The organism is Rhodoferax sp. GW821-FHT07F03 (genome assembly GCF_059418745.1).
Genome location: NZ_JBWKQM010000006.1, coordinates 70,762 through 93,416, shown reverse-complemented (window position 1 = coordinate 93,416; position 22,655 = coordinate 70,762). Strand labels below are relative to the sequence as shown.

Here is a 22,655-nt window from a genome sequence, read left to right as displayed (position 1 = left end):
TTCTTGTGTAAAGAATGGATGAGGCTCATATTGGCTCATGTAGGATGTGTGTAAATGTAAATTTGTGTTTGCAGTTCAAGTACAAAAGCAAGTTTGCTGAAGAGACAGACAGGCCCCGCGCAGGGTGGATGCCAGTCTGGATGTTTTTTTTCACTACCGCCCATATACATAGGAGTCGATATGCCGAGAACCCAAGCCCCCGCCATCCAGCTCAAGCGGCGAACCGTGATTTCTTCAGCTGTCGGCATGGCGGTGTTCGGGCTGGCCGGGTGCGGCAGCTCCGCCAATGGGGCGGGCGACTCTGCTGCGGCAAGCTCCGCAAGTACAACGAGCGGCTCCGCCACGCTGCTCGCTAGCAGCGACGCGGGCACGACACAGGTGGACAACACAACTGCCACCGCAAGAGTCTTCGCACACCCGGGTTTGCTGCATACCGAAGCGGACTTCACGCGCATGCGGGACAAGGTCGCGGCCCAGGCCCAGCCCTGGCTTGCGGGTTGGAATGCGCTCACGGCGAATGGCCGCAGCCAGCTGGGTGCGACGCCACGCCCCCTGGCCACGGTGTACCGCGGCACTACTAATAATTCCGCGCAGATGTACATCGATATTGACCGAGCCTACCAACTGGCCTTGCGCTGGAAGGTGTCGGGCGACACACGGTTCGCCGATCTCGCGGTGGTGTTCCTGAACGCGTGGTCGTCCACGCTGACGTCCATCCAGGGCAATGCCGATCGCTATCTCGCGGCAGGCATTTACGGCTACCAGTTTGCCAACGCGGCCGAGATCATGCGCACCTACAGCGGTTGGGCTGCGGCAGACTTTGCGCAGTTCCAGAACATGATGCTGACGGTGTTCTACCCGCTCAGCAGCTGGTTCCTGGTCAATCACAACGATGCGGTGATCACCAACTACTGGGCCAACTGGGACCAGTGTGCGCTGGCCTGCGTACTCAGCGTGGGCGTGCTGTGCGACCGTGAAGACATTTACAACGAGGCCATGGCCTATTACCGGTCGGGGGCGGGCAATGGTGCCGGCTTGCAGGCGGTGTACCACGTGCATCCTGGTTACCTGGGCCAATGGCAGGAGAGCGGGCGCGACCAGGGGCACTGCACGCTAGGCATCGGCTTGGCCGGCGCATTCTGTGAGATGGCATGGAACCAGGGCGACGACATCTACGGCTATGACAACAACCGCTATTTGGCGGGCGCCGAATACGTGGCCAAGTCCAACTTGCGGGATGCCAATGGCGTGTTCAACACCGTGCCTTGGTTGACCTATGCTGATAAGCAGGGTGTGTTCACGGGCCTGTCAACCGCTGCGCAAGGCATTCTGCGCCCGGTGTGGGAAATGCCCTTGCACCACTACCAGGGCCGCCGTGGTATCGCCGCCAAGTACGTGGGGCAAGAGGCGCTACAGCTGCGGCCTGAAACCGATGGTGGCAACGGGGATCAGCTTGGCTTTGGCACACTGACGTTTGCACGCGACCCGATCACAGGTGCCGCTCCGCAGGGCTTGACCGTGCGCCAGCAAGGCACGCAAGCGGTGCTGTCCTGGTGGGGCACGCCAGACGCTACGTCGTACAACGTCAAGCGTGCCAGTTCCGCTGGCGGCAGTTATGCGACCGTGGCTTCGGGTATCACCGACCTGCTGACCTGGACCGACACCTTACCGGCGGGCACATCCTGGTACGTGGTGACAGCCGTGTCGACCAGCGGCGAGAGCGCGGTATCGAATGCCGTGAGCGTATCCCTCTCCCCGGTGCTGTCGCTGCAGCTGAAGTTCAATGAGGCCAGCGGTACAGCCGCAGCCGACAGCACGGCGCAATGGCCGGCGGCGACCTTGACCAATGGAGCGGCATGGGCCGCGGGCCATGAAGGTAGTGCCTGTGCGCTGGACGGTGTGGACGACTATGTCGCCTTACCCGCCGGGATCGTGGATACCTTGAGCGACTTCACGATGGCCACCTGGGTGTATCTGGACTCTGCGGCGACCTGGACGCGCATTTTCGATTTCGGCTCGGGCCCGCGACGTTGCATGTTTCTAACCGTTCGGAATGGGGCAGGCGTGCCGCGCTTCTGCATAGACACCATCCACGGCTACAACGCGCAGGTGATCGACGGCAATACCGCGTTTCCCGTAGGGAGCTGGGTCCATGTAGCCGTCACTCTGTCGGCGGGTGTGGGCACGCTGTATTTGAACGGCGCGGTCGTTGGCAGCAATACGGATATGAAGCTTGCGCCCTACCACCTGGGTACTGGCATGGACGGCTGGATTGGCCGTTCGCAGTACGCGGCCGACCCTTATCTGAAGGCCAAGGTAGACGATTTCCGGGTGTACCAGGGCGCCTTGACGGCGGCTGACATTGCAGCGCTGGCGAGCGCCTGAAAGCCAGTCCAATCAGCCATAGCTGATGCATGCCAGGGCTGCATGGGGTTGCCTTGCCCCTTGACCTTGGGTGCAGTCAGTGCCGGGTTCAGTCGGTCACAGATCTGCCTGCGTACCGGGCGCCGGGGCTTCCACGTTCCAGCCCAGTGTTTTGGATATCTGGTCGGCAAACCCGCGTGCGGTCTGCGCTTCTCCGTGGACCACGAAGGTTCGCTGAGGAGGGCGCGCAAAGCCCTTGAGCCAGCCCAGCAAAGCCGCCTGGTCCGCATGGGCCGAGAGCCCGCCGATGGTGTGGATCTGCGCCCGCACCACATGCTCTTCGCCGAAGATGCGCACCCGTTTGGCGCCATCCACCAGCTTGCGGCCCAGCGTGCCTTCGGCCTGGAAGCCGATGATGACGATGGCGCATTCCGAGCGCCCCAGGTTGTGGCTCAGGTGGTGCTTGATACGGCCCGCATCGCACATGCCGCTGGCCGACAGGATGATGGCACCGGCCTTGATGTCATTCAGGGCGATCGACTCCTCCACGGTTTGCGTGAAGTGCAGGTCGATCCAGCGGGGCAGGCTGTCTTTGGGCACCAGGAATGCGCGGGTTTCGTCGTCCAGCACCTCCTTGTGGCGCCAGGTGATCTCGGTGGCCTTGGTGGCCATGGGGGAGTCGACGAACACCTTCAGCTTGGGCAGCCGCCCCTGTCGGCACAGGTCGGCCAGCAGCCACAGCACCTCTTGCGTACGGCCCAGGGCAAAGGCGGGGATGATGATGTTGCCCTTGCGCCGGCGCAGCGTGTCTTCCACCACCTGGACCAGTTCGTCCACGGTGTCCTTCATCTGCCGGTGCAGGCGGTCGCCGTAGGTGGATTCGACCAGCAGCACATCGGCGCTGTCGATGATGGTCGGGTCGCGCACGATGGGCCTCCCGGGTTGCCCCAGGTCGCCAGAGAACACCAGCTTGGTGGTCTTGGCGTCTTCGGTCAGCCACAGCTCCAGAATGGCCGAGCCTAGGATGTGGCCCGCATCGCGAAAGCGGCAGCGCAGGGCGGCATGTGGCTGCACATCCTCGTCGTAGGCAACGCCGTTCAACTGCTCCAGGCAGGCCTGGGCCTGGGCCACGGTGTACAGCGGCGCGGGCGTGGCCGCCAGCCTGCGCTGGCGGTGGTTTTTGCGCTGGGCGCGCGCCCAGTCGGTTTCCTGGATGAAGGCGCTGTCGAGCAGCATGACGGATAGCAGGTCCACGGTGGCCGTGGTGGCGTAGATCGGGCCGCGAAAGCCCAGCGCGCTCAGCCGGGGCAGCAGCCCGCTGTGATCGATGTGGGCGTGGGTCAGCAGCACAAAGTCGATCTGCCGCGGGTCAAAGGTCCAGGCCTGCAGATTGCGCACCCGGGCTTCGCGCCCGCCCTGGAACATGCCGCAGTCCACCAGAAACTTGAGTGAGTCAGTTTCCACCAAATAGCAGGAGCCGGTGACCTCTTGCGCGGCCCCGATAAATGTCAGCTTCATACGCAGCCTCCAGAGTGGAGGCCCAGTATCTGCTTCGCGGTGGCAGTTGTGTTGACCTGGGTCAAACCATCCGCTGCTGCCTATTCCAGCAGCTTGCGCGACGCCTCCAGCGCCAGGCGCGACCATTCCACATCGCCAAGCTGCGCGACTCGCAGCTGGTGCGGCACCTCGACGCTGATGGGCAGGTCTGCCGGCAGCGCGTCGAACAAACCGGCCAGGTCGATGCCTCCTTCGCCCGGCAGCAGGCGCTCGCAGCGCGCGGTGTGGATCATCTGCTCTACCGTGAAGTCTTTGCCGGCGGGCGCGTCGCAGATTTGTGCGTAGTGCAGCAGTTCGCGCGGCAGGGCGCGCAGATCGTCCAGCGTGGTGTGGGAGCGGGCGAAATGCAGCGCATCGACCAGGATGCCAGCGTTGGCCGGGCTGCCCGCGGCGCGCACGGTGCGCAGCGCAGCCTGGGCATTGGGCACGGCAGTCCAGGGCATGAATTCCAGGTCGGCGGTCATACCGTAAGCCTGCATGAAGGCACAGAGCCGGGCGTAGCTGTCGGCTAGGCGCTGCAGGTCCGTGTCGTCGCCGGCCACCAGCACCGCCTTGGCCTGCAGCGCCGCGCCGGCTTCCAGCAGCGGGCGGTGTGCGTGGGGGTCAAAGTCCGCGCCTATGCGGATGATTTCAATGTCGAACACGCCCACGCCGGTGTCGCGCTGCACTGCCAGGGTCTCGCGCAGCATGGCGGCATCGCCCAGCAAGACCTGGTGCGGCGCGCCGGGCATATTGGGCTGCAGCCGCATGCCGACGTGGCGGTAGCCTAGCTGCGCCGCAGCGGCCAGCATCTGCGGCGGCGTGAGGCCAGAGGCGGTGAGGTAGGCCAGGGAGTAGGTGCGCATGCTCAACCTCCTCGCTTTACTTCAGCGGCGATACCGCGGTGGGCATCGCGATGGTGGACACCATATTCGTCGTCAGGTGCGCCGGCCCGCCCTTGGGTGGCCAGATGCCTTGGGCCACCGCGTCGGCGCGGGCCTTGCTGCGCGCGTCCAGCGTGGGGTAGGACCAGATGTTGGTGAAGCGCAGCGGGCCGTCCAGCGCCACCATCGCCACCACGCAGGGCGACAGCGCTTCGCGTGGTGGCACGTACTGCTCCCACAAATCAATCGTGGCCTGCACGCCGCCGGTCTTGATGCCATAGGTACGGATCTCGTACACCGGGCCGGTGATGCCCGATTCTGCAGACGGCCGCACCGGCTTCATCCACGGAAAGCCCTGGTAGCTGTGCTGCTCCAGGCTTTGGAAGATGCCGCCGCAGCCGAAAGGGTCGGCGCTTTTTTGCGTGCGCGCCCGCTCCGCCTGCAGCGCGCCCAGGTCGGCAAAGCCGCGCAGCACGATCATCTGGTTCAGCTGGCCGATGTCGGTAAACCAGCAGCCCAGCAGTTCACCGCCTGCTTCGGGCTCGGTGGTGTAGGTCTGCACGTGGGTTGCGGCCTGCCCGGCGGTGCCAAAGGGCAGGGTCATGGTGGCGAGTTCGTAGTACATGGAGATTCCTTTTGCTATTGAATTGAGAGCTTCTTGCGCAGGTATTGCTTGCGGTAGAGCCCGATTTTTTATAAATCCACACCGGCGGCGTGGTGTGCAGCGATGTAGCCAAACGTCATCGCCGGCCCCAGGGTGATGCCGCCGCTGGGGTAGGTGCCGCCCATCACGCTGTGCACGTCGTTGCCACCGGCGTACAGGGCGGGGATGGGCTGGTTCCGCGCGTCGAGTACCTGTGCGCTGGCGTTGGTGCGCAGGCCGGCGAAGGTGCCCAGGCTGCCGGGAACGACCTTTACCGCATAGAACGGGCCTTGCGCCAGAGGCGCCATGCAGGGGTTGGCCAGGCCCGCCTCGGCGTCGCCCTGCACGCGGTTGTAGGGGGTCTCGCCCTTGGCGAAGTCAGCGTCACGGCCTTCCAGTGCTTGCTGGTTGTAGCGCTGAACTGTGGCGTGCAAGTTCGCTGCAGCTATGCCGCAGGCCAGGGCCAAATCAGCCAAGGTGTTGCCGCGTTGCAGGTAGCCGTTGCGCAGCATGGCGCCCATGGGCATGGGGGCGGGTTTGACTGCGCCCAGCCCGTAGTGGCGGATGAAAGCGTGGTCGCAGACCAGCCAGGCCTGCACCGGTGCTCCGGCTGGCGTGACCGCCAGCATGCCGCGCACAAAGTCGTAATAGGAGTCGGCTTCGTTGGTGAAGCGGCGCCCGTTCGCCGTCACCGCGATCAGGCCGGGTTTGGCGCGCTCGATCAGGTGTGGGAAGTGCGCGAAGCTGCCGTCTTTTTGCGGCACCAGCGATACCGGCGCCAGCGCTGCGGCCTGCACCGCGTCACGCGCGACCTGGCCGCCGGCCGATTCGCCCAGGCGCAGGCCGTCGCCGGTGTTGCCGCGCGACGCGGCCGACCAATGTTCGTGGTCCAGCAGTTCCTGCTTGCGCGCTGCGTCGTGCGGAAAGCCGCCGCAGGCCAGCACTACGCCGCGGCGCGCGCGTATCTCTGTGCCGTTGACCACCGCGCCGAGCACGCGGCCATGCTCGACCAGCAGGCGCTGTGCCGGGCTGCTGGTGCGTATCTCCACGCCCTTGGCAAAGGCCGATGCGGCCAGGCCTGCCACCAGCGCATTGCCGTTAACTAGGCGCATGCCGCGCCGGTAGCGCAGCAGGTCGGTGAAGTGATGCAGTACCCGCTTGGTCACATACCAGAGCGATGCGGGTTTGCGCAAGGCGTTGAAGAAATGCCGCAACTCCGCACCGGACGCAATGCCCATGCCCCACAGCGTGGTCTCGGCTAGCGGCGGCTTCAGCTGCTGGATGTGCGCACCCAGGCGGCGGCCATCAAAGGGTGCGGCGCAGATCGACCGGCCGCCCTTGGCTGCATGCGGGTTGCGCCCGTGGAAGTCGGGCACGCTGTTACCGTCGATGAACTGCAGCGCAGTCTGGCTACGGAAGAACTCCACCATGCGCGGCCCTTGTAGCAAGAAGGCCTGGACCCGCTCTGCGTCGAACTGCGCGCCCAGCTCCTGCCGCAGATACGCCATGGGTTGGGCGATGTCCTCAACGATGCCGGCGTCAAGCGCCAGCGGGTTGCGCGGAATCCACATCCAGCCGCCCGACCAAGCGGTGGTGCCGCCGTACTGGGCCTCTTTCTCCACCACCAAGACCTTCAAGCCCAGATGGGCGGCGGTGACGGCAGCAGACAAGCCGCCAGCGCCGGAGCCGATCACCAAAAGATCGCAGGTTTCAGTGGCGGCCATGGGATCAGGCTGCGTAGATTTTCTTCAGGCTAGCAGCGGCGGTAGCGCGCGGCTGGTTGAAGAAGGGCGATGCGCCACTGGCTGCGGCCAGCTGCGCGGCCAGCGACACCAGGTCGGCGCCCAGGGCCTGCATGCGTTCCAGCGTAAAGCGGGCAGACGGGCCGGCAATACTGATAGTGCCTAGCGCGGGCTGGCCGTTCAGGCGCATGGGCGCGGCCATGGCGTTGAGGCCGGGGGTGTAGGTTTCCAGCGTCAGGCTGTAGCCGCGTTCGCGTGTGGCGTGTACTTGGGCCATCACCTCTTGCAGGGTCTTGGGTGCGTTCGGGCCGAATTCTTCCACCGGGCCAACGCCCTGCTGGGCCACCAGGGCCAGTGCCGCGTCGTCGTCCATAGTGGACAGCCAGGCCAGGCCCGAGGACGAGCAAGAGATGCGCGCATCGCTGCCCATGTCGGGGTCGTAGCGCAGGCCCTGGCGCGCGCCTTGGGCGCGGGCCACCCAGGTCAGCCGGCTGCCATCCACCACGGCCAGGCGCACCAGTTCGCCGGAGATTTCGGCCAGGCGGTCAAGCAATGGCTGGGCAATATCGACGATGCCGGTATGGCTGAGAAAGCTCAGGCCCATGGACACCAGCTTGGTAGTCAGCAGGTAGTCGCCGTGGTCGCGCGTTTGCCGCACATAGCCACAGCGCGCCAGGTCGGCCAGCAGGCGGTGTACGGCGCTGCGCGGGATGTCGAGCTGGTCGGCAATGGCAGCCAGCTCCAGCCCGCCGCCGTGCTGGGACAGCAGCTCCAGGATGCCCAGGGTTCTTTCCAATACGCCATTCATGCGGGTCGCTCCGTCGGTTCAATGGCTGGCATCTTATCAAAATCAGAATTAAGTTCAATACTAGAATAGTATTCCATTTTTAATTATGATTGCGCCATCGAGCAGTCCCACGGAGAACTTCAGCATGTCAGAACCCTTGAACGGCGCCACCCGCGTCCACTACATCGTCGGCGACCCGATCGCCCAGGTGAAATCGCCGGCCGGGGTGAGCCAGGCGCTGCAGCAGCGCGGCCACAACGCCTATGTGATGCCGGCCCACGTGGCGCCGGCCCAACTGGCCGCCTGGCTGGCCGGGGTATCGCTGGCGCAGAACGTGGACGGCGTCATCGTCACCGTGCCGCACAAGTTCGCCTGTTTTGAGTTGTGCAGCACCACCTCGGAACGGGCCAGGTTCTTGCACGCCGTCAACACCATGCGCCGCAACCCTGATGGCAGCTGGCACGGCGATATGTTCGACGGCCTGGGCTTCGTCTCGGCGATGCAGGACAACGGCTGCCAGCCGGCGGGCAAGAAGGCCTTGCTGGTCGGTGCCGGCGGCGCCGGCTCGGCGATTGCCCACGCGCTGGTGGTGGCCGGGGTCAGCCAGCTGGCCATCTTCGACGCCGATGTGGCCCGCCGCACCACCCTGGTCAACCGTTTGCACGGCCTGGGCCGCTGCCCGGTCATCCATGGTTCGGCCGATCCCACGGGCTACGACATCGTGCTCAACGCCACCCCGGTCGGCATGCGGGCCGGCGACCCGTATCCGTTGGATGTGGAGAAACTCAGCGCCGCCATGTTCGTCGGCTGCGTGATCACCGCGCCCGCCATCACGCCACTGATCGCCGCCGCCCGCGCCCAGGGCTGCCAGACCATGACCGGCGCCCACATGTTCGGCCGCGTGCGCGACCTGATGGTCGATTTCCTGCTGGAACGCTGAGATGCAGCTGCTGCCTTCGCTGAGCGCTCTGCCCGAGTCCTCCAGCTACGACCTGGTCGTCGTCGGCGCCGGTGGCGCGGGCCTGGCAGCGGCGCTGTTCGCGGCCATCGCCGGCCAGAAGGTGTTGCTGGTGGAGCGCACCGAATATGTGGGCGGCACAACGGCCTGGTCGGGCGGAACCACCTGGATTCCCGGCACGCGGCATGCGGCCAGCGTCAACCCGCAGGACACGCTGGCAGACGCCAAACGCTACCTCGACAACGCCATCGGCGCGCACAGCCCGGTGGCATTGCGCCAGGCGTTTCTAGATAACGGCGCGCAGGCGGTGGAGCTGCTGGAAAGCCGCAGTGATGTGCACTACCGCGCCTACCCCAAGCACCCGGACTACATCTCCGAGCTGGGCGGCTCTACCCTGAACGGACGCGCGCTGGAGCCGCTGCCATTTGACGGTCGCCTGCTGGGTGATCTGTTCGCCTTGATCCGCCCGCCCATCCCGGAGTTCACCGTGCTCGGCGGCATGATGGTGGATCGCACCGACATCAACCACCTGCTGGCGCTGGGCACCTCCTGGCGGTCTTTCAAGCACACGACCAAGCTGCTGGCCCGCCATGCGCTGGACCGGCTGCGCCACCCGCGCGGCACGCGATTGGTGATGGGCAATGCCCTGGTCGGGCGGCTGCTGTATTCCTTGTCACAACACGCGAATGTCACGCTGGCGCTGAACACCTCGGTGCGGCGCATCCACCGCGAGGCCCAGGGCATTACGGCCGTGACCCTGCTGCAAACCGGCCAGCACCGCACGGTGGGCGTGGGGGCTGGCCTGGTGCTGGCCAGCGGTGGCTTCAACCGCAACGCCCAGCTGCGCGCCGACCTGCTGCCCGGCGTTCCGGCCGACTGGTGCCCGTCTGCGCCCGGCCACACCGGTGAAGCCCACGGCTTGGCCCAGCATGTGGGTGCGCACTATGGGCAAGGCGGCCTGAGCCCGGCCTTCTGGGCACCGGTGTCGAAACGCCTGCGCGCAGACGGCAGCACGGCCGTGTTCCCGCATTTCATGATGGACCGCGCCAAACCCGGCATGCTGGCGGTGAACCAGGCGGGTCAGCGTTTCGTCAATGAAAGCACCTCCTACCACCTGTTCGGCCTGGCCCTGCAACAGCCAGGCAATCTGCCGGCCTACCTGGTGTGCGATGCCGTAGCCCTGCGCAAATACGGCATCGGCATGGTGCGCCCCGGCGGCAAAGGGCTGGAGCCCTTCCTGGCCGACGGCTACCTGGCGCAGGCTGACACGCTGGATGCGCTAGCGCACAAACTGGGCATCGATGCGCAAGGCCTGCAGGCCAGCGTGGCGCAGATCAACCGCTATGCCGCAACCGGTGTGGACCCGGACTTTCAACGCGGCAGCACTGCCTATTCCCAGAATATGGGCGACCCCGCTGCCGGCGGCAAGAACCCCAACCTGGGCCCGCTGCGCCAGGCACCGTACTTCGCGGTGCGCCTGTACCCGGGTGACATAGGCGCCGCCACTGGCTTCGCCACCGACGCCGATGCGCGTGTGCTGGGCGAGGACCAGGCGCCCATCCCCGGCCTGTACGCCGTGGGCAACGATATGCAGTCCATCATGGGCGGCGTCTACACCGCACCGGGCATCACCCTGGGCCCGGGCCTGGTGTTCGCGTATTTGGCGGTGCGCCATGCGCAGTCTGTGAAATCTAGGTAAAAAGTGGCTCTGGCGCAGGTAATACCTGCGCGGGTAGCTATCAAGTTGATAGTGAATTGCGGCCTAGGGTTTCACCCTAGATTGCAGTTGACATCTGCCTGCGGGGTTTCGCAACACGGGGTTGGCGGTGGCTTGGGAAGATCACCCCATCGACAACAAACCGCACCGGTCACGGTGCAAACCCCGAAGGACTTCACCATGACACGCACTTTCAACCGCATCGCCGCTTCTGCCCTGTTCGCCCTGACCGTTGGCGCTTTTCTGCCCGCACACGCTGCCGGTAACGACGCTGATCTGGCCGGCCAAGTCCAAGCGGCCCTGAGCAGCAAGTTGGGCAGCGATGCCAAGGACCTGACCGTTACCGCCGACAACGGCAGCATCACCCTGCACGGTTGGGCCCAAGGCCCGCAAGAAGAAGCCAAGGCCCGCTATGTGGCCAGCACGGTGCCTGGTGTGCATAACGCCTACAGCTCGGTGCGCACGTTCTCGACCGATAGCAACGAGTAATTTGAACCTGTGCCCCGTGTGGGCATGCTCCAGAACAAAGGCCTGCAACGTTTGCGTTGCAGGCCTTTTTGCCGTTATACGAGGCAAAGAGTTGGAGGCCGATCACCACGATGGGCATCAAGTAAAGTCAGACTTTTGCGGCAAGCGATTGTCCATTTCTCGCCATGAACAGATTGCAAACCGAATTGCGTCGCCTCTACCTCTTGGGTAGTCCCGCAGACGACGTTGCCAGTGTCGAAGCCCCTTGCTTGATCAGCCCAGAAGCGGGTGTGCGGGCGATGGTCCTGGAACTTGCCCGGCCAGCGGATTGGAGTGTTCTATCGGTACTGTGGCAAGGCGTTCAAGCCGATCTGGAGCTGCCCGCACCGGCAATTGCCGTCTCGGGCACAGACGGTTACCAGTTATGGTTTTCGCTTGCTGAACCGGTGCCCGTGCTAGAGGCGAGGCGCTTCCTGGAGTTCCTGCGCCTGCGTTACTTGGGTCAGGTTGCGCTGGGGCGCATTGCCATGTGGCCTGCGGTGGATGCTTCGGCTCCAGGGCATTACCAGCACGCCAATATGGTTCCGGCTCACTTGAAAGATAGCGGGCTATGGTCGGCGTTCATTGCTCCCGATTTGGCTCCCGTTTTTTCCGATGAGCCCTGGCTCGACATTTGCCCTAGTCCTGATGCCCAGGCAGACATTCTGTCGCGCCTGGTGGGTATCAAGGCCGCAGATTTTCAAAAGGTCTTGGCCAGGCTGGGTGCTGCAGCCAAAACCACGACGTCTCACAGGGCGTTGGCAACCAGCGAAAAAGGCGGCGGCGCAAGCGATCTGGCGCATGCTGCAACACAGCAGAATCTAAAACAGTTTTTGCTGGATGTCATGGGCGACACCAGCATAGAAATGCACCTGAGGATTCAGGCTGCGGCAGCCTTGCTGCCGTACTTTGAAAACCCGCCTCGCGCTGCAAGTTGATGGTGCAAACGTTGCCCTAAGTTGCCACCGAATCCGGTGCCAGCCGGGCTGCGAGCAGGCTGGCCGTATAGCGCAGGCGGTCTATGTCGGCTCCGACTTGGATACCGCGGCTGAAGCAGCACAAGGTGCCGTACACCGCACCTCCCGAGAGGCGCACGGGCGTGCTCAGGTGGGTTCCGATGGGGATGCCAGGGTCGGGTGCCTGGCCAGATGCGACGTAGGCGGCAGCATCGTCCATACGCTCTGGCAAGCGGCCTTCGACCACCCATTGGCACCAGCTCTCTTCCACCGGGTCGGACATGCCGGCCTGCACAGGCGCGAAGTCCGGCGCGTGGTCCACCGCCATGAAGGTGCGGCGGTTGTTGGCAATCTGGGACACGAAAGCCACGTCCATTCCCAAGCGCGTGCGCAGCAATTTCAGAACTTCCGGTACGGCGGCAGGAAGTTCGGGGTCCGCCGAGTCGCTGGTGGCGACCAGCAACTCCGAAATTTTGACGTCCAAGTCGTCGGGTTCGTAATCCAAGTACATGGGTGCCAGTCTAAATGTTGGCTCCTGTGGCTGGCGCCGGATGGGCGCTGCTGCCATGGGCCGAAAAGCCTGCATGTTCCCCACGATGCAGGCTTGGTGCGGAGGCACAGGCCGGTACGCGCATCACGTAAAAAAATCACGGCTTGGCCGCGTTTTCTGCGGCCTTTTTGTATTCGAGAAATATAGGGAAAATTTGCCTCTAGCGCAGGTAATTACTGTGCAAGTAGCTATCAATTTTATAGTGATTTAGCTGCCAGGGTTTCACCCTGGGTTGCAGTTGAAATAGGGCGAGCGCTTGTGGCAACACGCCATTGGCGGCGGCTTGGGAAGATCGCTCCATCGACAACCAACCGCACCGAACTTGGTGTAACAACCCCAAAGGATCTTTACCATGGCACACACTTTTAACCGCATCGCCGCTTCTGCCCTGTTCGCCCTGACCGCTGGCGCCTTCTTGCCCGCACACGCTGCCGGCAACGACGCCGATCTGGCCGGCCAAGTCCACGCTGCCCTGAGCAGCAAGTTGGGCAGTGATGCCAAGGACCTGACCGTCACCGCCGACAACGGCAGCATCACTCTGCACGGCTGGGCCCAAGGCCCGCAAGAAGAAGCCAAGGCCCGCTATGTGGCCAGTACGGTGCCTGGTGTGCACAACGCTTACAGCTCGGTGCGCACGTTCTCGACCGATAGCAACGAGTAATTTGGATCTGTGCCTCGTGTGGGCACATTCCAAAAACAAAGGCCTGCAACGTTTGCGTTGCAGGCCTTTGGCATTTAGCCCCGGGAAGAATGGGTCGGCGGCGCGGTGGATTGCCGTACGACCAGCTCCAGCGCGTCCACGCATTCCATGGGCGGAACTTCGGGTACGTTGTCCAAGAGGGTCAGCAGCATTTCAATACCGCGCGCCGCCATGGCGGTGGTGGGAATGGCTACCGTAGTAAGGCCGGGCCTGGACTGGGCCGACTGCTGGATATTGGTGATGCTGACCACGGACAGGTCTTGCGGCACGCGTATGCCCAGGTCGGAGGCGGCGTCCAGCACGGCCAGGGCCGGCAGATCGTTCGACACAAACAGGGCCGTGATGTCGGGCTTGCTGGCCAGGTAGCGGTGCGCGGTGGTGTAGCCCTGTTCAAACGAATCTTCACAGACCAGCACATTGGCGGCAGGCAGCTCGGCATCCGCGGTGGCCATGGCCTGGCAGAAGCCCTCGTAGCGGCCGCCGTGGATGCCGTCGAGCGTACTGGCGATGATGGCGCCAATTTTCCGGTGGCCCAGGGCCAGCAGGTGTTCGGTCGCCATCTGCCCCGCCTTGCGGGAATCAAAGCCCACGCAGGGGATGCCGGGGTGGCGCTCCGGGAACTCCCACACACTGACCACTACCGGCATGCCGCTGTCTGCCAGGGCCTGTAGCTGTTGCAGGTTTAGGTCGCCGCGGTTGGCGACCAGCACGCCGTCGGACAGCGAGCCCGCCACATCGTGTAAAAACTGTTGGCCGCCGTCTTCCTCGTGCTCGGTATTGCAGATCAGCAGAAAGCGGCCGTTCTTGCGCGCCGCCAAGTGGGCCTGCAGCGTGAACTCGGGGTAGAACGGGTTGGTGATGCAGCTCACCATCAATGCCAGCGTGGGGGCTTTGCGTTCCACCAGCGCGCGCGCGTTCAGGTTGGGGCGGTATTTCTCGGCGGCAACCGCGGCCAGCACGCGTTCACGGGTTTCATCGCCGACGCGGCCCTTGCCGCGAATCACATTCGTCACGGTAGTGGGGGTGACGCCTGCGCGCAGTGCCACTTCTTTGATGGTTGCCATATCGGTCGGATGCGGTTGCTGAAGGTGTTGGAGGGGCGTGGTGGAGCAGGGCGGGCAGAAGCGATCCGGGTGTGATTGTCGTCTGAAGCAGAACTTTTTTTGCAAAACTAGTTTAACGTTAAATCAAATTGCGCTAGACTCCCGAAAAATTCAGAAAAATCAATGTGTCGCCACAGGCGCGACGGCCAAATGCAGCGTTTGCTGTTTTTTTTGGAGTAGTTGATTTAACGTTAAATCAAGTAGGAGACAAAAATGGCGGCCATTCGTTTGCAGGGCGTATCCAAGTCGTTCGGCGACTTCCCACCGGTTCTGAAAGACGTGAACCTGGACATCGGTGAGAGCGAGTTTTGCGTCTTCCTCGGGCCGTCGGGCTGCGGCAAGTCCACGCTGCTGCGGATTGTGGCGGGCCTGGAGGACCCGACGGGTGGCGACATCGAAATCGCCGGGCAGCGCGTCAACGCCGTGCCCGCAGCCAAGCGTGGCGTGGCCATGGTGTTCCAAAGCTATGCGCTGTTTCCCCACATGACGGTGGCCGAGAACATGGGCTTCGGCCTGAAGCTGGCCAAGAAGTCGCCGGCCGAAGTGCAGCAAAAGGTCCTGGAAGCCGCGCGCATCCTGCAGCTGGAGGCGCTGCTGGACCGCAAGCCTAAAGCCCTCTCGGGTGGCCAGCGGCAGCGGGTGGCGATTGGCCGGGCGATTGTGCGGGAGCCGGGCGTGTTTCTGTTCGACGAGCCGCTGTCCAACCTGGACACCACCTTGCGTGGCCAGACCCGGCTGGAGATCGCCAAGCTGCATGCCAGCTTCAAGCAATCGTCCACGGTGTATGTGACCCACGACCAGGTGGAGGCCATGACGCTGGCCGACAAGATTGTGTTGCTGAACGCCGGCGCCAACACCGACCGCTACGGCAGCATCGCCCAGGTCGGCGCGCCGCTGGAGCTGTACCACAACCCCAACAGCCAGTTTGTGGCCGGCTTCATCGGCTCGCCGCAGATGAATTTCTTGGCGGCCCGGGTGCTGGCCTGCGATGCCCACGGTGTTGCGGTGGCGGTCCACGCTACTGGGCAAACCGTGCGCACCCACCACGGGGCCAGCCCGTTGCAAGTGGGCCAGGAGCTGACGCTGGGCATACGCCCCGAGCACCTGCGTCCATGTGCGCCGCAGACCGTGGACAGCGTGGATGCGTCGACCATCACCGGCCGCATTTCTGCCATCGAGCGGCTGGGCGAGCAGACCTATGTGCACTTCAGCTGTGGCGATAGCCAGAGCTTGATCGCCAGCGTGCCGGGCAATACCGCGCACCAGGTGGGCGATGCGATCACGTTGGCAGTGCCCGCTGAACACTGCCATCTATTCACCGCGGACGGACGCGCGGTTCAGCAGAAGTAAACCAAAACAGGAGACAAAAATGAAATTCAAGCAATTACTCACCGCATGTGCAGCCGCCCTGGCGCTGGCATCCGCGGCCCACGCCGGCACCATGACGGCCAACATCGCGTTCAAGGGCAGCGGCTCGCGGGCAGTATGGGAAAGCGTCATCGCCGACTTTGAGAAGGCCAACCCCGATGTCAAGGTCAAGGCCGCCTTCATCGAGGAGGAAACCTACAAGGTGCAACTGCCCGCCTGGCTCACCACGGCCGCGCCCGACATCGTGAAATGGCATGAGGGCGAGCGCATGGCCTACTACGCCAAGCGCGGTCTGTTCGAAGACATTTCCGAGGACTGGGCCAAGAACGGCTGGGACAAGGACTTTGCCTCCTTGAAGGGCGCCTCGTCGTACAAAGGCAAACAGTACGCGCTGCCTACCGACTACTTTGGCTGGGGCGTTTTTTACCGCAAGGACTTGTTTGACAAGGTGGGCATCAAGGCCGAGCCCAAGACCTGGGAGGAATTCCTGGATGCCTGCAAGAAACTGAAGGCTGCAGGCATTGCCCCTATCGTGGTGGGCGGGCGCGACTCCTGGACGCTGGCCGCGTGGTTTGACTACCTGGACTTCCGCATCAACGGCTATGAGTTCCACATGAAGTTGATGGACGGTGAGATCGCCTACACCGACCCGCGCGTAAAGGCCGTGTACGCGGCCTGGAAGACGCTGCTTGACGAGGGCTACTTTATCGAAAACGCGCTGTCCTACACCCTGGACTCCGCCCAGCCGCTGTTCAACCAGGGCCAGGCAGCGATGACGCTGATGGGCACCTTTCTGTCGGGTGGCATTCCGCCGGAAGTGAAGCAGAAGACCGGCTTCTTCCAGTTCCCGGTGGTCAAGGCCGGTGTGCCGATCGCCGAAGACGGCTCGGCCGAATGCCTGAACATTCCGGCCAAGGCCAAGAACAAACCGGACGCTCGCAAGTTCCTGGCATTCGTCGGCACGCCGGAAATCAGCGCGCGGCTGGCCAAAACCTTTGGCTCCTTGCCTGCCAACAACCGCTCGCCGGTATCGGACGACCCGATTGCCCGCCGTGGTTTTGAAATCCTGTCGGCCACCAAGGGCGGCATCGCGCAGTTCTACGACCGCGACATGACCAAGGAAATGGCCGACGAGGGCATGAAGGGCATGCAGCGCTTCATGACCGACCCCAGCAAGCTGGACGACATCCTGGCGCAGGTGGAGCAGCAGCGGCTGCGCATCTACGCGAAGAAGTAAATCCAAGCCAGGGGCGGAGACATCCGCCCCCCGCGCCACTTCTCCAGAAAGCCGTTCCAGCCATGTCTACACAAGCCCATGCATCGCCATTGGCCAGGCAGCGCCGCCTGTCTGCGGCCCTGTTTCTTGCGCCCGCATTGACCGTATTTGCGGTGTACGTGATCTACCCCATCTTCAACAGCATCGTGCTCAGCTTTTACGACTGGGACGGTGTGGCCGACAAGGCCTACGTAGGCCTTGCCAACTACCGGGAACTGTTTGCGTCGCAGACTTTTTACATCGCGCTGAAGAACAATCTGCTGTGGCTGGTGCTGTTCATGCTGGCGCCGCCGATAGGCCTGGCTTTCGCCCTGTTTTTGAACCAGAACGTGCGCGGCATCAAGCTGGCCAAGTCGCTGTTCTTCGCGCCCTTTGTACTGCCGGGCGTGGTGGTGGGGTTGGTGTTCGGCTGGTTCTTCGACCCGAGCTTTGGCCTCTTCAAGCTCATTGTGGGCCACGGTGTGCCGGTGCTGGGCGATGAGCGCTACGCCACCTACGGCATTATTTTTTCTGCGCTGTGGCCGCAGATACCGTTTTGCATGGTCTTGTACCTGACGGGCCTGACCGGCATCAACCACGAGGTCATAGAGGCCGGGCGCATGGAAGGCGCCAGCGGCTGGGCTCTGCTCTGGCATGTGGTGCTGCCGCAGCTGCGGCCTGCCACCTTCATGGCCATCACCCTGACGGTCATTGGTGCGCTGCGCAGCTTCGACCTGATCGCGGTGATGAGCGGCGGCGGCCCTTACGACAGCTCGACCGTGCTGGCCTACTTCATGTACGACCAGTCCATCAAGTACTTCCGGTTTGGCTACTCCGCCGCCATTGCGGTGGTGCTGTTTCTCATCATGTCGGTATTCATTGCGTATCAGCTGCGTCGCCTGCTGAAAGCAGAAAGTTGAGCGAGGTTCACCATGTTTCCTTTAGCCATTGAGAAATGGAAGCCCATCAACCGGCTGGGCTACAAGTGCGCGCTGCCCATCGCGCTGCTGCTGTGGCTGTTGCCGCTGCTGGCCGTCATGGTGACCTCGGTGCGGTCCAATGAAGACTTGTTGCAAGGCAATTATTGGGGCTGGCCGCAGAGCATCACGGTGGTGGAGAACTACCGCACCGTGTTGGTCAATTCGCCCATGCTGCAGTACTTCTGGAACAGCTGCCTGATCACCCTGCCATCGGTGCTGGGTGCCATGGCTTTCTCGGCCATGGCCGGATTTGCGCTGGCCACCTATCCCTTCAAGGGCAACACCTCCATCCTCGCCACCTTTGTGGCGGGCAACTTTGTGCCGGTGCAGATCTTGATGATTCCGGTGCGCGACTTGACCCTGCAGATGGGCATGTTCAACACGGTGCAGGGCCTGGTGTTTTTCCATGTGGCGTTCCAGACAGGGTTTTGCACGCTGTTCCTGCGCAACTTCATCAAGGAGCTGCCGTTCGAGCTGTTCGAGGCCGCGCGCATTGAGGGTGCGTCTGAATGGCAGCTGTTCTACAAGATCGTGTTGCCGCTGATCACACCGGCACTGGCGGCGCTGTCCATCCTGGTCTTCACCTTCGTGTGGAACGACTACTTCTGGGCCCTGTGCCTGACGCAGGGCGACGAGGCCGCGCCCATCACCGTCGGGGTTGCTGCCTTGAAAGGGCAGTGGACCACCGCGTGGAACCTGGTGTCCGCCGGGTCCTTGCTGGCCGCCATGCCTTCCGTGCTGATGTTCTTTGCCATGCAAAAGCACTTTGTATCCGGCCTCACCTTTGGCGCGACCAAGGGCTGAGGTCGTCACCCCACCACATCGCAACTTCGGCCTGTTGCCGAGGTTGTCCATCTGTCACTAGATAGGAAATGACATGAAAGTCGGAGTTGATTACTACCCGGAACACTGGGACGCCAAGCTGTGGGAGCAAGATGCCATCGCCATGAAAGAGGCGGGTGTTTCCATCGTCAGGCTGGCCGAGTTTGCCTGGTCCCGCATGGAGCCCACACAAGGCGTGTTTGACTTTGGCTGGCTGGACAAGGCCATCGCTGTGTTGGCAGCGCAAGGCATTGAAATCGTGCTGGGCACGCCCACCGCAACGCCGCCCAACTGGTTGGTCGAGACCTACCCCGATGTGCTACCGGTGGACAGCAAGAAGCAGCCCATGTACCCGGGCGTGCGCTGCCACCGTTGCTACAACAGCCCATCGCTCAAGCACTTTACCGGCCTGATCGTGAACGAGATGACGAGCCGGTATGCGAACCACAAAGCCGTCATTGGCTGGCAAACCGACAACGAGCTGGCCGCCAACGACTGCCACTGTGTGAACTGCACGGCGCAGTTCAGGGTCTGGCTGCAAGACAAATATGGATCGCTGGAAAACCTGAACCGCGAATGGGGCACCGTGGTGTGGAGCGGCGAGTACAGCACCTGGACCCAGGTGACCACGCCGCTGGGCGGCTCGCCGTACCAGAACCCTTCGTTGCTGTTGGACTTTCAGCGTTTTTCCTCGGACTCGGTGGCTGCGTTCAACGGCTTCCAGGCCGCGCTGATACGCGAGCGCTGCACGGACCAGTTCGTCACCCACAACCTCTGGGGCTACCCGGTGGTGACGGACTACTACGACTTGTTCAAGGACATGGACTTTGTCTCCCTGGACTACTACCCCAGCACCGACCTGAAAAACGACGCCAAATCCAAGTTCTACCATGGTGCGTTGACGCACGACCTGACCCGTGGCGTGAAGCAAAAAAATTACTGGGTCATGGAGCAACTCAGCGGCACCCCTGGCTGCTGGTACCCCATGTCGCGTACGCCGTTCCCCGGCATGATCCGCGCCCATGCATGGCAAAGCATTTCGCGCGGTGCCGACGTGGTGGTGCACTTCCGCTGGCGTACGGCCAGGGTGGGGGCCGAGCAGTTCTGGCACGGCCTGCATGACCACCACGGCATTCCGGGCCGGCGCTTTCACGAGTTCAAGCAGTTCGCGCACGAGGTGAATCGCCTCAGTGACATGCTGGACGGCACGACTGTAGTGAATGATGTGGCCATGCTGTTTTCCCACGAACAGCACAACGCGCTGAAGATCCAGCCGCAGTCGGACGGCTTTGACTACCTGGACAACTTCAAGCAACTGCACAGCGCATTCTTGCACCTGGGTGTGGGCACCGATGTCATCAACTGGACGGCCGATATAGCCCGGTACAAGGTGGTGGTGGCACCCTATCTGTTCTTGGAAAACGCAGAAGTTAACGCCAAGCTGCGACGCTTTGCCGAGGCCGGCGGCACCGTGGTCCTGACCACCCGCACGGGCGTGAAGAACATGCACAACGTGTGCGGTCCGCAGCGGCTGCCAGGTGGGCTGGCGGCGATGGCGGGTGTCGAGGTGGACGAGTACGACCCGGTGGGCCGCGACGTGCAGACGCTGCGTTTTGCCAATGCAGACGAGCACAGCTGCGCGCAGTGGTGCGACATCCTGACCCCCACCTCGGCCCAGGTGCTGGCGCACTATGCGTCTGAATATTTTGCCGGTCGGGCAGCGATCACCCACAACAGCTACCAACGCGGCAGCGTGTACTACATCGGCAGCATCCTCAGCGACGCGGGCTACCAAGCCCTGTTTGCCGATATGTTGCGCGGCGCCAAGCTGCCGTATTTCGAGAACCTGCCGCAAGGTATCGAGGTCTCGCGCCGGGTGGGCGCGGGCAGGGTATTGCTGTTCGTGCTGAACCTGGGCAAAGACAGCAAGGACCTGTCGCTGGGCGATAGCCGGTATGTGTGCGAGCTGTCGGGTAAGGAGGTTGGTGCCACCGTGCGCGTGGATGGCGGCGATGTGCTGATTCTGCGGGACGTCCAAGCCATCGCCTGATGTCGGCGGTACTGCCTTTCATGCGCTGATGAAATATAGGTAAAAAGTGGCTATGGCGCAGGTAATGCCTGCGCTGGTAGCTATCAAGTTAATAGCGAATGGCGGCCTAGGGTTTCACCCTAGATTGCAGTTGACATCTGCCTGCGGGGTTTCGCAACACGGGGTTGGCGGTGGCTTGGGAAGATCACCCCATCGCACCAAACATGGTGCAACAACCCCAAAGGAACTTCACCATGACACGCACTTTCAACCGCATCGCCGCTTCTGCCCTGTTCGCCCTGACCGCTGGCGCCTTCTTGCCCGCACACGCTGCCGGTAACGACGCCGATCTGGCCGGCCAAGTCCAAGCTGCGCTGAGCAGCAAGTTGGGCAGCGATGCCAAGGACCTGAGCGTCACCGCCGACAACGGCAGCATCACTCTGCACGGTTGGGCCCAAGGCCCGCAAGAAGAAGCCAAGGCCCGCTATGTGGCCAGCACGGTGCCTGGTGTGCACAACGCTTATAGCTCGGTGCGCACGTTCTCGACCGACAGCAACGAGTAATTTGGACCTGTGCCCCCTGTGGGCAGGTTCCAAAAACAAAGGCCTGCAACGTTTGCGTTGCAGGCCTTTTTGTTTTGTGGCGAGGCTATAAGCCAATGCGTTTTAATGTCTGCTTGGGAGCAATCACAAAGATGGCTTCGGGCTCCCAGCCGACGGTGGGCATCGTTCTCCAAAGCGGTCTGCGATGCGCTACCCAGCGTTCCCGTGGTCATAATCTTGCCCTGTTAGTGCCCCGATTTCACCTCTTCGCAAGCTCTGCGGTCTAGATTACCTTAAGCCTCGCAAAGACAATCCCAGTCAACGTCCATGAGTTCAGCACACGCCGTCGAATACAAGCTCTCGCCAGCAGTGAGCGACTTGGAACTGAACAAGTTGTTCTCTGTGTCCTGGCCGAGCCACAGCGACACTGAGTTTCAGACGGTCTTACGCTGTAGCATGGCTTACATCTGCGCGTATCAGGGGGCCGAACTTGTTGGCTACGTCAATGCAGCCTGGGACGGAAAGGCACATGTCTTCGTACTGGACACAACGGTTCACCCAAACCGTCGTCATCAAGGTATTGGAAAGGAACTGGTTCTACGCGTGTTGGAACAAGCCAGGGTGCGGGGAGCTAGTTGGGTGCACGTTGATTTCGAGCCACACCTCAGAGAGTTCTACAGTCAGTGCGGGTTCCGCTCATCTGAGGCCGGAGTCATCAATGTCGCGAGCTATGCCTAACCTTTCAATCGAGAGAGCGTTAGACCTCAAAGTTACAAGCCACGGCCACGCCCCATCTCTTCAAAACCTCAACAACTTCTCGTGATATAGCACTTCCGATGGAACAGTTGAAGACCAGGCTGCTCGTCGAACTTCACAAGATCGAAGGTGTTGAGGACCGACCGTCACCCGTGGCCGGGGGCTCATCTCTCTTTTACCTCGGCAAGGAGTTCGCTCATTTTCACAATGCGACCGAGCTTGATCTACGGCTCACCAAGACCGCGATACGCGAGCTTGGCCTGGAGCACCCCACTGGGTCAGTTCACCATCCGAGTCGGTCACCGAACTCGGCTTGGATCGAAGTGCGCTTCTCCACTGCCGATGATGTCAAGCGCGTCGTAGAGCTGGTAAGACTTGCGGTAACAAAGCTATGAATCCGTCCGTACTCCTAGGGTGCCCTCTGTTCACACCTTCTGGCGACACACGCCCTCGGCC

General features: G+C 62.7%; 21 protein-coding genes. 14 read left to right on the top strand and 7 right to left on the bottom strand.

Going from position 1 to position 22,655, the window contains the following annotated elements; translation table 11 throughout:
- The first annotated feature begins 180 nt into the window (after positions 1-180).
- Positions 181-2,385, top strand: coding sequence for a LamG-like jellyroll fold domain-containing protein (locus tag AC07R0_RS10300; RefSeq protein ID WP_495104750.1), 2,205 nt, complete (start codon positions 181-183; stop codon positions 2,383-2,385).
- Positions 2,386-2,481: 96 nt separating this feature from the next.
- On the opposite strand, the gene AC07R0_RS10295 is transcribed toward AC07R0_RS10300, so the two are convergent.
- The 5 genes from AC07R0_RS10295 to AC07R0_RS10275 form a co-directional block, all read right to left on the bottom strand.
- A complete protein-coding gene (locus tag AC07R0_RS10295) occupies positions 2,482-3,882 on the bottom strand; it encodes an MBL fold metallo-hydrolase RNA specificity domain-containing protein (protein ID WP_495104749.1) in 1,401 nt (466 codons plus the stop codon).
- A gap of 80 nt (positions 3,883-3,962) precedes the next feature.
- Positions 3,963-4,766 (bottom strand): sugar phosphate isomerase/epimerase family protein, encoded by an 804-nt coding sequence (locus AC07R0_RS10290; protein WP_495104748.1) that lies wholly within the window; start codon positions 4,764-4,766, stop codon positions 3,963-3,965.
- Positions 4,767-4,782: 16 nt separating this feature from the next.
- Entirely contained in the window at positions 4,783-5,409 is a 627-nt protein-coding gene (locus tag AC07R0_RS10285; RefSeq protein ID WP_495104747.1) for an NIPSNAP family protein, read from the bottom strand.
- Positions 5,410-5,477: 68 nt separating this feature from the next.
- Complete coding sequence (locus AC07R0_RS10280; protein ID WP_495104746.1) at positions 5,478-7,151, bottom strand: FAD-dependent oxidoreductase; 1,674 nt, start codon at positions 7,149-7,151, stop codon at positions 5,478-5,480.
- A gap of 4 nt (positions 7,152-7,155) precedes the next feature.
- Positions 7,156-7,977 carry an IclR family transcriptional regulator gene (locus AC07R0_RS10275; RefSeq protein WP_495104745.1) on the bottom strand — a complete coding sequence of 274 codons (822 nt, stop codon included), beginning with the start codon at positions 7,975-7,977 and terminating at the stop codon, positions 7,156-7,158.
- Positions 7,978-8,101: 124 nt separating this feature from the next.
- On the opposite strand from AC07R0_RS10275, the gene AC07R0_RS10270 reads away from it, so the two are divergent.
- The 4 genes from AC07R0_RS10270 to AC07R0_RS10255 all read left to right on the top strand — a co-directional run bounded on the left by AC07R0_RS10270 (position 8,102) and on the right by AC07R0_RS10255 (position 12,076).
- Complete coding sequence (locus AC07R0_RS10270; RefSeq protein ID WP_495104744.1) at positions 8,102-8,896, top strand: shikimate dehydrogenase family protein; 795 nt, start codon at positions 8,102-8,104, stop codon at positions 8,894-8,896.
- Position 8,897: 1 nt separating this feature from the next.
- Positions 8,898-10,613 carry an FAD-dependent oxidoreductase gene (locus AC07R0_RS10265; RefSeq protein WP_495104743.1) on the top strand — a complete coding sequence of 572 codons (1,716 nt, stop codon included), beginning with the start codon at positions 8,898-8,900 and terminating at the stop codon, positions 10,611-10,613.
- A 198-nt stretch (positions 10,614-10,811) separates the two neighbouring features.
- A complete protein-coding gene (locus AC07R0_RS10260) occupies positions 10,812-11,120 on the top strand; it encodes a BON domain-containing protein (protein ID WP_495104742.1) in 309 nt (102 codons plus the stop codon).
- Between the two features lie 164 nt (positions 11,121-11,284).
- Positions 11,285-12,076 carry a hypothetical protein gene (locus AC07R0_RS10255; protein WP_495104741.1) on the top strand — a complete coding sequence of 264 codons (792 nt, stop codon included), beginning with the start codon at positions 11,285-11,287 and terminating at the stop codon, positions 12,074-12,076.
- Positions 12,077-12,092: 16 nt separating this feature from the next.
- On the opposite strand, the gene AC07R0_RS10250 is transcribed toward AC07R0_RS10255, so the two are convergent.
- Positions 12,093-12,605, bottom strand: coding sequence for a GAF domain-containing protein (locus AC07R0_RS10250; RefSeq protein WP_495104740.1), 513 nt, complete (start codon positions 12,603-12,605; stop codon positions 12,093-12,095).
- A gap of 391 nt (positions 12,606-12,996) precedes the next feature.
- Here AC07R0_RS10250 and AC07R0_RS10245 point away from each other — a divergent pair, with 391 nt between their 5' ends.
- Positions 12,997-13,305 (top strand): BON domain-containing protein, encoded by a 309-nt coding sequence (locus AC07R0_RS10245; protein WP_495104739.1) that lies wholly within the window; start codon positions 12,997-12,999, stop codon positions 13,303-13,305.
- A gap of 74 nt (positions 13,306-13,379) precedes the next feature.
- On the opposite strand, the gene AC07R0_RS10240 is transcribed toward AC07R0_RS10245, so the two are convergent.
- Complete coding sequence (locus AC07R0_RS10240) at positions 13,380-14,408, bottom strand: LacI family DNA-binding transcriptional regulator (protein ID WP_495104738.1); 1,029 nt, start codon at positions 14,406-14,408, stop codon at positions 13,380-13,382.
- Positions 14,409-14,660: 252 nt separating this feature from the next.
- Between AC07R0_RS10240 and AC07R0_RS10235 the strand changes: the two genes are divergently transcribed.
- From AC07R0_RS10235 to AC07R0_RS10200, 8 genes are all read left to right on the top strand, one after another.
- Entirely contained in the window at positions 14,661-15,797 is a 1,137-nt protein-coding gene (locus AC07R0_RS10235) for an ABC transporter ATP-binding protein (protein WP_495104737.1), read from the top strand.
- 19 nt (positions 15,798-15,816) lie between these two features.
- Entirely contained in the window at positions 15,817-17,052 is a 1,236-nt protein-coding gene (locus AC07R0_RS10230) for an ABC transporter substrate-binding protein (protein ID WP_495104736.1), read from the top strand.
- Between the two features lie 62 nt (positions 17,053-17,114).
- Entirely contained in the window at positions 17,115-17,990 is an 876-nt protein-coding gene (locus AC07R0_RS10225; RefSeq protein WP_495104735.1) for a carbohydrate ABC transporter permease, read from the top strand.
- Positions 17,991-18,002: 12 nt separating this feature from the next.
- Entirely contained in the window at positions 18,003-18,854 is an 852-nt protein-coding gene (locus tag AC07R0_RS10220) for a carbohydrate ABC transporter permease (protein ID WP_495104734.1), read from the top strand.
- A 73-nt stretch (positions 18,855-18,927) separates the two neighbouring features.
- Positions 18,928-20,922: a beta-galactosidase gene (locus AC07R0_RS10215; RefSeq protein WP_495104733.1), complete on the top strand. Its 1,995-nt coding sequence runs from the start codon at positions 18,928-18,930 to the stop codon at positions 20,920-20,922.
- Between the two features lie 233 nt (positions 20,923-21,155).
- A complete protein-coding gene (locus tag AC07R0_RS10210; RefSeq protein ID WP_495104732.1) occupies positions 21,156-21,464 on the top strand; it encodes a BON domain-containing protein in 309 nt (102 codons plus the stop codon).
- 306 nt (positions 21,465-21,770) lie between these two features.
- Positions 21,771-22,181 (top strand): GNAT family N-acetyltransferase, encoded by a 411-nt coding sequence (locus AC07R0_RS10205; RefSeq protein ID WP_495104731.1) that lies wholly within the window; start codon positions 21,771-21,773, stop codon positions 22,179-22,181.
- Between the two features lie 98 nt (positions 22,182-22,279).
- Positions 22,280-22,594 carry a luciferase domain-containing protein gene (locus AC07R0_RS10200; protein ID WP_495104730.1) on the top strand — a complete coding sequence of 105 codons (315 nt, stop codon included), beginning with the start codon at positions 22,280-22,282 and terminating at the stop codon, positions 22,592-22,594.
- Positions 22,595-22,655 lie beyond the last annotated feature (61 nt).